The following is a 13,263-nucleotide window of genomic DNA, read 5'->3' as shown; positions in this document are numbered from 1 at the left end:
TCGCCTTGCCGGGCGTACCACGCCAGCATCCAGGAGTGTTTCTGACAACGACGGGCCGCAGCGTCCGCAGGATCGCCCCTTGTCGTCTATGCCGCAGAATACCAGCACGCGTCAAGCGGATCGCCCACGCTCGGGCACCCGTCAACGCCGGGCCGAAGTGCCTCGGCGGCAGAAAATCGATCGGCGAAAGTCTGACAACCACATCAGCCGTTTCTTTTCGAAGCCCCGCGGCGGACGCGGCGCAAAGCAGCCACGGCCGCTGGGACGCGGCCGGGCCGCCAATCCGCAGATTCATCGTCTCTGTCTTGCCCTGTGCTCCATCATGGCATGTCTGGCATTTGTGTATCTGGGGTCGTGTGCCTCGCATGGCTCTGCCGGCCTAGAGCCCACCGCCGAGGAAAAGCTCCTCAAAGCCCCAGTCGCACCCGGCTACTCGTTTGCTTTTTCGACCCCACGTTCGCAGTGGAGTGCCGGCACCATGCCGCATATTTACCAGATCGACCCCGCATGGTCGGAGCTGCCCTACGCCGGCGGAACTATCCGCCAAAACGGCTGCGGACCCACCTGCCTCACCATGATCTACATCTTTAAAACGGGGCGCACCGATATGACACCGGTCGATATGTGCGCCCTTTCCGAGGCGGGCAACTATGCCCCCACCGGTGCCACCGAGTGGTCGTTTATGACGAGCGGCGCCGCGCAGCTGGGGCTTAACGGGACGCAGCTCTACAACAACCGAGACTCGATGGCCCAGGCCTTGCGCTCGGGTGCCCCCGTAATCGCCGTCGTGCGTCCCGGCACGTTTACCAACGTGGGTCATTACATCGTGCTCTACGGCATTGACGACGCCGACCAAATCGGTGTCTACGATCCCAATTCGCCCAGCCGTAGCGCCCGCCGCTGGGGCGTCGTAGAAGTCCTCAACGAAATCGAAGCCATGTGGGCCTACTACTAGTCATTGGGGACAGACTTAAATGGCCAATACTAGTCATTGGGGACAGACTTAAATGACCAGCCATTAAATGACTAGCCACTGGGGACGGTCTTTGCAGACGACCGCTCGCGCTGCCGAAAAGGACTGTCCCAAGATGCCGGCAGAAAAGGAACGTCCCCAAGTGCCGGGTTTCCGCGGTCTTCAGCGCTTCTCATGAACAGTCACCTCAATAGCAAAAGCCCCGCAGTCGGAGCGGACTGCGGGGCTCATGAAGAGAGGCTAGTTTGTGGGCGCTTTGCCTGGCGCCCACAAGAGAGGCAACAGAGTAGAGACTACTCGTGGATGCGAGTACCGGAGAGGCCGGCCATGGTCTCGGCGGCCTTGTCCAGGGCGCCGATAATGCAGGTGCGGCCCTTGCGGGAACGGGCGAACTTGATGGCAGCGCGGACCTTGGGCTCCATGGAACCCTTACCGAACTGGCCCTCGTCGGCCAGGCGCTCGGCCTCGTCGGCGGTGAGGTCCTCGAGCTCCTCCTGGTTGGGCTTGCCAAAGTTGATGGCGACATGCTCAACGGCGGTCAGCAGGAACAGAACGTCGGCGTCGCAGTCCTCGGCCAGCAGCTCGCCGCCCAGGTCCTTGTCGATGACGGCGGGAACGCCCTTGTAGCAACCCTTGTTCTCGTAGTCGCGGACGACGGGGATGCCGCCGCCACCGCAGGCGATGACGATGAACTCGTTGTCGAGCAGGTTGAGGATGGAGTCGGCCTCGACGATCTTCTTGGGATCGGGGGAGGCGACGACGCGGCGCCAGCCGCGGCCGGAATCCTCGACGAAGACCTTGGAGGGATCCTCGGCCATGAACTGCTTGGCCTGCTCCTCGGTGTAGAAGGGGCCGATCGGCTTGGTCGGGTTCTTGAACGCGGGATCGTCGGGATCGCACTCGATCTGGGTGACGACGGTGGCGGCGTGCCAACGCTTATAGCGCTTGTGCATCTCGCGGCCGATGCCCTGCTGCAGGTGATAACCAATGTAGCCCTGGGACATGGCGCCGCACTCGGGCAGCGGCATCTCGGGGGTGCCGATGGCGTCGTGGGCGGCGGCGAAGGCATTCTGGATCATGCCGACCTGCGGGCCGTTGCCGTGGGTGATGATGATCTCGTTACCCTGCTCGATGAGACCAAGGAGTGCGTGGGCGGTGTTGCTCACGGCCTCGATCTGCTCGACGGGGTTGTTGCCGAGGGCGTTGCCGCCAAGGGCGACGACAATACGATCGGGCTTGCCAAGAGGCTTAGACATTGCTGGAATCCTTTCTGTAAAAGGCCTACATCCCATTAATAACCCACGTCCGTGCAATACGCGAGTTTATTAAGGTTTATATTCTCTTTATCGCTCATTTTATTCATTTTGAAAACAGTTGAACGGTGAACGGTCGTTTTTACCCGTTCAGCGTAAAGATGCCCAGCTCAAGCATATCTAAGCTATTTACGTGCGACTTTATTTTGATATAGCAGGGATTAGACCAGATTATGCAAACTATATCCTTGCTAAACACAAAACAGACAGCGCAATATCTTACTCGCACTATACGAGATTCTATGCATTAATAAGACGAGTATGCACCCTTACAAAAACATGGGGCATTTCATCCAGCATAAGGAATAAGCCGCTGAAAACGGGACGGCCCCGTACGGGCTATGCTCGCGGACCGGAGTCCAGCAGCACCTCCCGATCGATTCCGTCGGGCTCACTCGCTGCGACCATGAGGGCACAGTACACGTCGGAGTCGACATTCAGGATGGTGCGGATCGCACCGACGGGATACGTGAGCCCCGCGAAGATGCCGATGCTCGAGAGCGGAAGCCCGAGCTGCGGCACAATCATGGTCAACGACACGAGGTCGGCGCCGGGCGCGACGGCGTTGGCCAGGGACAGCAGCGTGGAGATGATAGTGAGGTACACGAAATCGAGCCCCTCGAACCCAACGCCGTAGATTTGGGCGATCGTGATCGCCGTAATCGCCAGATGAATGGACGCGCCGTTGGAGTTGAGCGGCATGCCCAGGGGAAGGACCAGGTCCGCGATGTCATCGCGGATGCCAAGACGGTTCTTCGCATCATCCATCTCGACTGGGAGGGTCACCGCGGAGGAGATGGTCGCGAGGGCCATGACGGACATGCGCCACATCTTGCGGATCAGCAGCATCGGGCTGACGCGGCATACCGTGCACACCACGATGTTCCAGAGCACGAGGAACGCGGCGACGGTACCGCCCAGGACGATCAGGTATTTGAGCAGCGGTATGAGCACCTCTGGGCCGAGCTTGCCCACCATCGCGGACACATAACAGAAAATACCGATGGGGGCGGCCTTCATGACGCCGCGGATGATGCTGAGCAGCAGTTGGCCGAACTCGACGACGAAGTCGTACACGAGGCACTCGCCGTCGCGCGAGTTGCGCCAAAAGCTGGCCACCAGGCCGAGCGCGACCGCGAAGACGATGCAGGGCACCATCGCGCCGGCGCCCATGGAGGCGACGACGTTGTTGCCGAAAAAGCCGAGGAGCGTATCCTGCACGGTGACGGCACCGATGCCCGCACCCTCAAAGCTCGCGCTCTCCACCAGCGCGGTGCCGGCAAGGCCGGCGCCCGGCTGGAAGATCGTGGCCACGGCGACCGCGAATGCAGAGGCGAGCACGGAGGAACAGGCGAACCAGGCGATGCCCTTGAGGCCGATTCCGGACAGGTCGCGCGCGGTCAGACCGCCCACGGCCTCGATGATGACACACATGACAAACGGGACGATGCCCATCTGCACCAAACGGAAAAAGATGTCGCCGATAAACTGGATCTCGCCCATGACCGGGCCTGCGATCGCACCGACGAGAACTCCGGCAACCATGGCGATCGCCATGGCAAGCGTCGCGTTGTAGCGGTGCTTCTTGGGGGCCGGGGCTGAAAACTCTTTCATAGGATCACGGATTCCTAAAGAGGGGGGAACCTAACGCTCCCCCCTCGACGAGGTTCACACGTTACGCCTGGACTTTGTCCTCGAAGACATCGTGGTCGATGCCCTTGTCGCCAGCGACGAGCAGCGCGGCGAAGACGTCTCCGTCGACGTTGAGGATGGTACGGATGGCACCCGTGGGGTATTCAAGGCCGGCAAAGATGCCGATGGCAGCCATAGGCAGGTTCAGGGCGGGAACGATCATCGTGAGAGAGACCAGGGAAGCGCCCGGGGACACGGCGTTGGCTAGGGACAGCAGGAAGGAGATCACCCAAACGGTGAGGAGCTCGGGGCCGGCGAAGGTGATGCCGTAAATCTGGGCGATGGTAATGGCGGTGACGGCGAGGTGAATGGCGGCGCCGTTGGAGTTCAGCGGCATACCCAGGGGCAGCAGCAGGTCGGAGACCTCGGCGTCGCAGCCGATCTTGTTCTTCGTGTCCTCCATGGCGGTGGGAAGGGTGACCGCGGAGGAGATGGTGCCGAGGGCGAGTGCGGACATGGGCCACATCTTCTTGATGAGCTTGACCGGGTTGAGGCGGCAGCGCACCGAGACGAGCACGAAGTAGAGCACGAACATCACGACGGTGGCGAGGGCCATCACGCCCAGGTACTTGACGAGCGGGATGAGGACCTCGGCGCCCAGGGAGCCGACCATGGAGGAGACGTAGCAGAAGATGCCGATCGGGGCGACGGTCATGACGGCGCGGATGATGTTAAGCAGCAGGGAAGCGAGCTCGCTCATGAAGTCGTACACGAGGCACTTGCCGTCATGAGTGTTGCGCCAGAAGGAGATGGCCAGGCCGAGGGCGATCGCGAAGACGATGCACTGGACCATGGCGCCGGCGCCCATGGAGGAGACGATGTTGTTGCCAAAGAAGCTCAGGAGCGTGTCCTGGAAGGTGACGACCGAGGCCTCACCCTCGAACACCGCGTCCTGGACCAGGGCGGTCTCGCCCAGGCCGGCACCAGGCTGGAGAACCAGCGAGAGGCCGAGGGCGATGCCCGCCGCGACGAAGGACGAGGCGGCGAAGATGCCGATGCCCTTGAGGCCCACGCCGGAGAGCGACTGAGGGGTCAGGCCGCCCACGGCGACGATGATGGTGCACATGACGAACGGTACGATGCCCATCTGGACGAGGCGGAAGAAGATGTCGCCGATGAACTGGATCTGAGCCATCGCGGGGCCGCCCGCGACGCCGGCGACAACACCGACGACCATGGAGAGCACGATGAGATTCGTGATGTTGACTTTCTTTTTCTTAGTCTCAGCCATGCTAATCCCTTTCAGATTACATGTTGATATAACCGAATGCCGCGCCGAAGCCCAGAAGGCCGTCGGCGCCCGAGGTGTGCCCCATCGAGAGGATCGTCTCGAGCCGTCCCGAGATCTCCTCCGTCCTGCCCTTCTCGATCGAGGTGAGAAGCTCGATGTAGTCCTCATTCGCGTACCCGGCGCACATGGCGCGCAGGTACGCCTCAGACACCGCGGTGGTCTTCCCGGGGAGCACATCGAGCAACATGCTCGTGTACCCACCCCAGGCATCGCAACCCAACGCACCGTGGCGCCAAAGGTAGCACAGGCCACAGCCAAAACCGCAGAGCACGTCGTCACCAGAGGGGGTGAGACCCAGCCCGCGGCCCAGCAGATGCTCGATGGAACTACCAGCGCCCCTGAAGGCGGCATCGATGCGGGCACGGGGAACGGGCGCACCCATCCGCCCGGCGTCCCACGCGGCGCGACAGGCTGCCGAAAGGCGCGCCAGCCCGGCCAGTGACCTGGCGGCGTGCTCATCCCACGGCAACCCGATGCGTGCGGGGAGGCTGAGCTCAGAGAGCTCCCGACACACCAGAATGTCCGTCTCCCCTTCCAGCGCCACGGTCGCCATGGGCACCGATAGACACCGGATGGGAGCGGAAATCAAGTCGATCTCGACGACATCGCCGCGGCCGTACAGGCGAAGGACGCCGTTGCGGGCCATGGCGCGGTCGCCGGGCTCGACGAGGTTGACAAGAGCGGATGCCCCCTGTTCGGCGACCGTGATCCCCAAGCAGGAGAGCGGCGCCTCAGCCGAGCCCATGTGTAGCAGGAACCCGTCGAGCATGACGTTCAGGCTCGTGCGGAACACGCTGTGCACGGCTCCCGTCGCCTTGAACGCATCGAGGTTCACGGCGGCGTAATCGCTGATGTAGAGGGCGTCCAATTTCACAAGGTGCCTCGCTTACTCGATGCCGAGCTTGGCGCAGTAGGCCTCGAGAGCCTTCTCGAAGCAGGCGAGCGGGGCGCGGACGGTGCCGGCGCCGACCTGGCCGATGCCGGCCTCCTTATGGGCGATGCCGGTGTTGATGATCGGCGTGATGCCGGTCTCGACGACCTTGCGGATATCGATGCCAAGGCAGGCGCCCTTGAAGTCCCACGTGGGGATGGCCCAGTTGGGGTTATGGGTGACGCAGATCTTCTCCATCTCGTTGGAGATGTTCAGGGCGTCCTCGAAGCCGCCGGCGCCGACGAAGCGGGTGACGCCGGGGGCCGCGACCATCGCCATGCCGCCAACGCCCACGGTCTCGCAGATCGCGGAGTCGCCGTTGTCCGGACAGCCGTCCTCGGCGGTAAAGCCCGTGAAGTACAGGCCCACCGGGGTGTTGACGGGAGCCACGAACCACTCGTCACCGAGGCCGGAGACGCGGACGCCGAACTCGTAGCCGTTGCGGGTCATCGTGGAGACCACGCAGCCCTCGACGTCCTTGCGGACGTAATCCACGATCGCCTTGCCGGTGGCCATCATGACGTTCAGGAAGAACTGGTCGGTGTCGGCCAGGAACTGGATGACGCGCTGCTTGGCGTCCTCGCTCGCGTCGGTCTTGACGATGAGCGGCGCGACCTCCTTGAGGAAGTTGAGCGTGGCGGCCATGTTGCGCTGGTGGAACTCGTCGCCCTGGGTGATGGCGCGGGCCATCAGGACGTTGAGGTTGATGCCGCCGTCAGACAGCTTGAGGGCCTTGGCGAGCACCGGGCCGAGCTCGTCGGCCATCCAGTGCAGGCGGTCGACGACCTCCTGGCTGTAGGCGCCGAAGCGCAGGACCTTGCCGATGCCCTCGTTCATGGTGCAGTAGGCGACGGTGTCGTCGGCGAGGTTGCGGACGACCATGACGGCCATGTTGGCGGAGGTGATGCCGCCCATGGGGCCGACCGCATGGCAGTGGTGGCAGGGGATGAACTCGACCTCGCCGGCGGAGAGCATGGCGATGGCCTCATCCTCGGTCTCGGCCCAACCCTCGAAGAGGGCGGCGCCGATGCAAGAGCCCCTCATCGGGCCCTGCATGTTCTCCCAGCAGATTGGAGGACCGGCGTGGAGCAGGGTCTTCTGGGCGCGATTGAGCTCGGGGATGACCGTCTTGGCGGGCACGACGTCCACCAGGACCGGCTGGGACTCCTTGAAGCGCTCGCAGATGCGGGCGTTGGCCTCGTCGATCCCCTCGACCTTCTCAAGCTCGTTGAGCAGGTGGATCATGCGCTTGTTACCGCCGGCCTTGGGCTTCCAGGTGTACTGGACGCTCTCGGCGCCGTAGGCGCGCAGCGGGTCGTTGAAGCTCTCCACGCCCACGTTGATCACGCGGGGCTTGCTGGTGAGGAGCTCCATGACGGCCTCGGAGGGCTCGGGCAGGGGGCTGTCGTCCTTGACCTCGTAGGGCGCGACCTCGCGGTCGGCCTCAGTGAAATCGATACCCTTGAAGGCCAGCGCGACGCGGACGGCCATGGCGTTGCTGGGCTCCATGATGGCACCGGCGTCCTCGAGCAGCTTGACGGAGCGGTCGTAGTCCTGCGGGTCGTTGTGGGTTCCCACCACGGTGCCCACGAAGCGGACGTCGCGGCCGTCGGCCTTGGCGGACTCGATGCACTCGGCGATCACCGGGGCGAGCTCGGCGGCCATGTCGGGATGACAGCCATAGCCCAGGACGCAATCGAAGAGGATGACGCCCGTGGTGACCTTGGAGGCGTAGTCGCGCATCATGCGGATGCGGACCTCAGGGTCGATCATGGGATGAGGACGGCCCTGGGTGTACACGTCGTCGCCGAGGTCGATGACGTCGTAGCCGCCGTGGCGCAGCATGTAGCCGTCCTCCTTGATGATGGAGCCGAGCTCAAGGGCCTCGGTAATCATCATCGCGGCCTCGCCGGCCAGGGTGCCGCCGGAGTACAGGCCGATGACGGTCTTGTCCTGCGCCAGCGGGGTCTCGACGGTCACGTCGAGCGGCTCGAGGTAGTTCTTCTTGACGGCCTCACCGTTGGCGAGGTCGACGGCGATGCGGGCGGCCTCCTCGAGGGTGTGGGCTAGGTGCACCTTGCCCAGATGGGCCTCGGGCTTCTCGCCGATGAAGATGGCGACGACCGGCTTCTCGCACTTCTCGAGCAGGTCGACGACTTCGTCGCGGACGGCGGGCGCCGGCGGCTTGGAGATGACGCAGATGACGTCGGTAGGATCGTGGTGCTCAAGGGCGACGATGGCGTCCTTGACGGTCACGGCGCCGACCTTCTCGTTGAGGTCGCGGCCACCGGTTCCGATGGCGTGCACGCAGCCGCCGTCCAGGCGGTCGATCATGCAAGTGACCTCCTGGATGCCGGTGCCGGAGGCGCCCACGATGCCGATGTTGCCGGGGTTGATGACGTTGGTGAAGGCAACGGGCACGGAGGAGACCACGCCGGTGCCGCAGTCGGGACCCATGAAGAGCAGGCCCTTCTCGTGAGCCTTCTGCTTGAGGCGGACCTCATCCTCCAGCGGCACGTTGTCGGTGAAGGAGAAGACGTTCAGGCCCAGGTCGAGGGCGCGCTCAAGCTCGGGCGCGGCGTACTCGCCGGGGATGGAGAACAGGGCCATGTTGGCCTCGGGGAGCATCGCCATGGCCTCTTCCCAGCTGCTGGCCTCGGCGGGCGCGCCGGCGGCCTCCTTCTTGGTGGAGAGGTCGGCGAGGAAGGTCTCGGTCTCGGCCAGGACGACGTCCATGATGCCCTCGTCCTCGGTCTCAACCACGATAACCATGTCGCTCGGGGCGGCAGCCTCGGCCTCGGCGGTCAACAGACCTGCGGCGCGGTAGATGTCCTTGTTGGCATCGGTGCCCATCATGATCTGGCTCTGGATCACGCCGTCAAGCGTGTTGATCTTGTTGGTCAGCAGCATCAGGTTGATTGAATCCTGATAGGAGTTTTGCTTGACCACGGTCTTCAGCATAGGTTCCTCCTTGATTGCGGTTTGCCTTGCAAAAAAGCTCTTCCGTTCGGAAACGGACCGCGCTGCATTCCCGGGCTGCAGCGGCCTTCTCGCGCTGCATAAAATTGAAGCATGGGCAAAATGGGAATACACTTCCCTTACGGATAAGATTTGTGCCGTTTTTTTGACCTTTTGGGGCATGCCACAAAACGAAAAGCTCGATAGGCTGTCAAGTAAACTGAAGGAGTTGGCATGATTGTTCGCGAAGCCCTATTGCTGCCGTCCTTCGCGGAAGCGAAGGTAATAGCCGGTGCCGGTGGACTCGACAACGAATTGTCGAGCGCCATGGTGCTCGAGGCGGCCGACATTGAGAATTGGGGCAAGAGCGGGCAGCTCATCATCACGAGCTTCTTTGCGCTCCAGGAGCTCTCCGAGAGCGAAGTGGCCCAGTTCTTCCACACCATGAGCGCCATCGGCATAGCGGCCATGGCATTCAAGCCCGAACGCCTGCTGCTCAACGCGCCCCAAAACGTCATCGCGCTCTGCGAGGATTTCGGCGTGCCGCTCATCGAGCTGAGCCCATCGGTCAAATACGAGTCCATCATGCTCGACGTGCTCGGACACGTCCTCGACTCGAACCTGACCCTCCTCAACCGCTTTTATGACGCCCACAAGCACACCATGGCGCTCGCCCTCAAGCAGCCCTCAATCCCGTATATCCTCAACACGCTCAAAAACACCTTGCGCATGGACGTCAGCTACCTGGACACCACGCGCGACCGCAGACTCGGCACCGATCCGACCCGCACGTGTTTTGACGCGTATTCGCTCATCAGGCGCGAGCCCAAGCCGTTCCAAACGCATGCGTACTTCGACGCGATGCTCTTCTTCAACCGAGCCGCCGCGAAGGAGGCGGACGACAATCGACCCGCAGACGAGGACCGCGCGGAAAAGGCGCTCGCCGTGCGCATACCGAGCTCGGATGGCGTCGACTATTACCTGCTCGTGCACGAATCCGACGTGGAGCTCACCCCGCTCGACACCATGACCATAGAGAACATCGTCGGGCTCCTCCAGATGAAGATCCTCGAGCAAAACGCGATCAAACAGAAGCTCTTCATCCAGAACAACAACGCGGTCCACGACCTGCTCCTCGAGCGATACGGAACGCCCGAGCGGATCAACTCCGCCCTCACCGTCCTGGGCATCGACGAGTTTCCCTTCTACGAGGTGCTCTTTGTCCATGTGAGCCTTGTGGACTGCGCGGACATCGACCGCCTGGATGAGCTTCAACAGGCCATCAGGCGCAGAATTCGCTCCGCGTACCCCGGAATCGTCTACTTTGTGAACAACGACCGCCTCGTGTTCCTCCACAACTTCCGCAGCCCGCTCACGCGGTTCAACCTCGACCTCATCCAGGACATCCTGGACAAGCTGCACGCCTCATCCACGCTGCCGCCCTTCAAGCACCTCGTCGCGCTGAGCAGCACGGTCGACCGCTATGCGATCGGCCAGGCGAACACCGAGGTGCTCAATGTCTACAGGCTGTTCAACGGCTCCACAAGCAGCGACCGCGCCATCCGGTTCGAGGACCTGGGCGTCTACAAGCTCATGCTCATGGCCGACGACCTCTCGCAGCTCGCAGAGTACATGGACCCGCGCGTGGTCGATCTTGCCAAGAAGCAGCCAGAGCTGCTCAGCACCCTCATCTGCCTGTGCGAGAACGGCATGGACTTCTCCAAGACAGGCGAGCAGCTGTTCATCCACCCCAAGACCGTCCGTTATCGCGTGGAGCGCGCACGGAAGGTCTACGGCATCGACGTCAAGAACCCCGATGACTTCCTGCAGGTCGTGCTCACCAACAAGATCATGGCCCTGGGCAGGGAGAGCTGAGACCCCCTTCTAGGCTGGGCGATCCCCCACCGCCCGGCCACCCCCCATGCCGTACCGCGCGGAGCACGCGCACGCATACACATGAGAAAGGCACGAACGTGAACTTGGCCGACCTCCTTACCATCCACCATCCGCTCGCCGCGCGCGACCGCCACATCGCCGTGTTCTACCTGCACGGCGGCGGACTACTCTATGGGGAGCGCGACGACCTTCCGCAACCCTATATCCGCCAGCTCACCGACGCGGGTTACACGCTCATCTGCGCGGACTATCCCTTGGCGCCGGAGTCCTCCCTGCCCCAGATCGTCGATGCGGCCTTCGAGACATGGCAAGCGGCGGTGGCCGAGCCGCAGACCGCCGGGGAATACAAGGCACACTTCCTGTTCGGCCGATCGGCGGGCGCATATCTCTCGCTCCTGCTTGCACGCAAGATCGGACGCCGCGAGGACATGCCGCAGCCGGCGGGCATATTGGATTTCTACGGCTATCACACCATCACCGACACCGCCTTCTCCCAACCGGCGAAAGCCTACGCACGTCTGCCCGAGGTGACACGCTCGCAGGTTGATAAGCTCGCGGGCGACGGCTCCCGAATGGTGACCACGGGGCCGAAGCCCCTACGCTACGCGCTCTACGTGTACGCGCGTCAACACGAGGGAGCCTGGCTCGACCTCATGGGCCTGGGCGGCGATGACCCGATCCACTCCCCCGACGCCTGGTCCCTCACCGATGACGAGGTGGTGCAGCTGCCGCCGTTGTTCATCACCGCCAGCAGCGGGGACGAAGACGTCCCGTTCCGCTTGTCAAAGGCGCTCTCGCGCATGGCCCCGCGTGCGGTCAAGAAGCCTGTGTACCACCTCCCCCACGACTTCGACCGCGATGTGAGCGATCCCGCGGGAGCCAAGGCGTACACCCAGGCGATCGAGTGGATGGATGCGATCGCGGGCTGACGCAATCGCAGGCCCCGAACGCCCCGCATGGCCAAGCGGCCCCCGGCGCACTTGAGTTGAACTGCACCCCAAAAATTGGACGGCTTAAATAAGAACTACGCCGCAAGGGACTGTCTCCGGAACTCCTCCGGGGTCAGCCCCTTCAGTTTAACCTGCCTTCGCCTCGTGTTCCAATGGGCGACGCACGCGTCCAGGTCCGCCTTGAAGGACTCGAAGTCGGGCCATGTCCTTCCCCGGAAGAACTCGTCCTTCATGTGGCCGAAGACCTGCTCGGTGGCGGCATTGTCGATGCAGTTGCCCTTTCTGGACATGCTCTGGACGATCCCGGCGTCCCTCAGCCTCCCGCACCACGCGGCGTGCTGGTACTGCCAGCCCATGTCGCTGTGAAGCACCGGCTTCGCGCCCTCGGGCATCTTCGCCAGCAGCCGGTCGAGCAGCTCGGCCTGCTGCGCCATGTCCGGGCTGGTCGACGTCGACCACGCGACTATCTCCTTGCTGCCGAAGTCGTACACCGGCGCGAAGTAGGCCTTGCCCCAGGGCTGCTTGAACTCGGTGACGTCGGTGCCCATCTTCTGCCACGGCCCGTCGGCGGCGAAGTCGCGCCCGATGACGTCCTCGAACGTCTCGCCCGCGACGCCCCTGTACGAATTGTACCTATGGTAGTCGGTCTCGCGGCGGATGCCGCAGCGGACCCCCATCTCCCGCATCATCTTGAGCACGGTCTTGTCGGCTATGCGAGTGCCCAGCTCGGCGCGCAGGCACATGGCGACCTGGCGGTGGCCGCACCCGTTGGCCGTGCGCGAGAAGATCTCCGCCACCGCGTCCCGCAGCTCCGGGCGCGTCGGCCTGGCCGGGTGCGACAGCGCGTAGTGGTAGCTGGACCGTGTTAGCGTCAATCTATTTTTCACCAGTTTCGCTAAACAGGCGCGCCGTTTGCGCAAAGGCGGTTTCACCGGTTGCGCTAACGTATTTTCACCGATTCCGGTCACGGCTCGACGGGGCCGTCCCTCGGCAGGTCCTTCAGCCTGTAGGACCTGCCCGTTATCTTGACCAGGTGGCAGTGGTGGCACACCCTGTCCGCGATCGCGCTCGCCGCCACGTCGTCCCCGAACACCCTGCCCCAGCCGCTGATCCCCACGTTGGTGGTGATGATCGTCGAGCGCTGCTCTTAGCGCGTCGATATCAGCTGGAACAGCAGGTCCGCGCCCGCGCTGCCGACGTCGAGGTAGCCGAGCTCGTCGATGATCAGCAGCCTCGAGTGGGCGTAGTACCTGAGCCTC

The 13,263-nt window shown here is 63.2% G+C and carries 9 protein-coding genes and 1 pseudogene; 3 read left to right on the top strand and 7 right to left on the bottom strand.

The features are described 5' to 3' along the window. Positions 1–322: 322 nt before the first annotated feature. Positions 323–955 carry a C39 family peptidase gene (locus tag ACTQVX_RS05720; RefSeq protein WP_441049029.1) on the top strand — a complete coding sequence of 211 codons (633 nt, stop codon included), beginning with the start codon at positions 323–325 and terminating at the stop codon, positions 953–955. A 311-nt stretch (positions 956–1,266) separates the two neighbouring features. Here ACTQVX_RS05720 and arcC read toward each other — a convergent pair whose 3' ends face one another. The 5 genes from arcC to fdrA form a co-directional block, all read right to left on the bottom strand. Continuing rightward, complete coding sequence (gene arcC, locus ACTQVX_RS05715) at positions 1,267–2,229, bottom strand: carbamate kinase (RefSeq protein ID WP_441560533.1); 963 nt, start codon at positions 2,227–2,229, stop codon at positions 1,267–1,269. Positions 2,230–2,625: 396 nt separating this feature from the next. Continuing rightward, positions 2,626–3,900, bottom strand: a complete 1,275-nt coding sequence (locus ACTQVX_RS05710) for a dicarboxylate/amino acid:cation symporter (protein WP_441560531.1) — start codon at positions 3,898–3,900, stop codon at positions 2,626–2,628. Positions 3,901–3,961: 61 nt separating this feature from the next. Beyond that, complete coding sequence (locus tag ACTQVX_RS05705) at positions 3,962–5,209, bottom strand: dicarboxylate/amino acid:cation symporter (protein ID WP_368145870.1); 1,248 nt, start codon at positions 5,207–5,209, stop codon at positions 3,962–3,964. Between the two features lie 16 nt (positions 5,210–5,225). Beyond that, positions 5,226–6,143, bottom strand: a complete 918-nt coding sequence (locus ACTQVX_RS05700; RefSeq protein WP_441560530.1) for a DUF2877 domain-containing protein — start codon at positions 6,141–6,143, stop codon at positions 5,226–5,228. A 12-nt stretch (positions 6,144–6,155) separates the two neighbouring features. Then, on the bottom strand, positions 6,156–9,161 hold the full coding sequence (fdrA, locus tag ACTQVX_RS05695; RefSeq protein WP_441560529.1) for an acyl-CoA synthetase FdrA: 3,006 nt from the start codon (positions 9,159–9,161) through the stop codon (positions 6,156–6,158). A gap of 231 nt (positions 9,162–9,392) precedes the next feature. On the opposite strand from fdrA, the gene ACTQVX_RS05690 reads away from it, so the two are divergent. After that, positions 9,393–11,033, top strand: a complete 1,641-nt coding sequence (locus ACTQVX_RS05690; RefSeq protein WP_441560528.1) for a PucR family transcriptional regulator — start codon at positions 9,393–9,395, stop codon at positions 11,031–11,033. Positions 11,034–11,131: 98 nt separating this feature from the next. Then, on the top strand, positions 11,132–11,983 hold the full coding sequence (locus ACTQVX_RS05685; protein ID WP_441560527.1) for an alpha/beta hydrolase: 852 nt from the start codon (positions 11,132–11,134) through the stop codon (positions 11,981–11,983). Positions 11,984–12,078: 95 nt separating this feature from the next. On the opposite strand, the gene ACTQVX_RS05680 is transcribed toward ACTQVX_RS05685, so the two are convergent. Continuing rightward, positions 12,079–12,972: an IS3 family transposase gene (locus ACTQVX_RS05680; RefSeq protein ID WP_441560526.1), complete on the bottom strand. Its 894-nt coding sequence runs from the start codon at positions 12,970–12,972 to the stop codon at positions 12,079–12,081. Next, positions 12,969–13,263 (bottom strand): annotated as a pseudogene (locus ACTQVX_RS05675) (ATP-binding protein); the annotation flags it as partial. The pseudogene ACTQVX_RS05675 and the gene ACTQVX_RS05680, both read right to left, overlap by 4 nt.

The organism is Collinsella sp. LCP19S3_A6 (assembly GCF_052122015.1).
Classification (GTDB): domain Bacteria; phylum Actinomycetota; class Coriobacteriia; order Coriobacteriales; family Coriobacteriaceae; genus Collinsella.
Note: the sequence above shows the minus strand (reverse complement) of the source record. Positions and strands in the feature narration are given on the sequence as shown.

Coding starts and splice junctions, on each gene's coding strand:
- ACTQVX_RS05720 (WP_441049029.1), top strand. CDS start 323: ATGGCATGTCTGGCATTTGTGTATCTGGGGTCGTGTGCCTCGCATGGC.
- arcC (WP_441560533.1), bottom strand. CDS start 2,229: ATGTCTAAGCCTCTTGGCAAGCCCGATCGTATTGTCGTCGCCCTTGGC.
- ACTQVX_RS05710 (WP_441560531.1), bottom strand. CDS start 3,900: ATGAAAGAGTTTTCAGCCCCGGCCCCCAAGAAGCACCGCTACAACGCG.
- ACTQVX_RS05705 (WP_368145870.1), bottom strand. CDS start 5,209: ATGGCTGAGACTAAGAAAAAGAAAGTCAACATCACGAATCTCATCGTG.
- fdrA (WP_441560529.1), bottom strand. CDS start 9,161: ATGCTGAAGACCGTGGTCAAGCAAAACTCCTATCAGGATTCAATCAAC.
- ACTQVX_RS05690 (WP_441560528.1), top strand. CDS start 9,393: ATGATTGTTCGCGAAGCCCTATTGCTGCCGTCCTTCGCGGAAGCGAAG.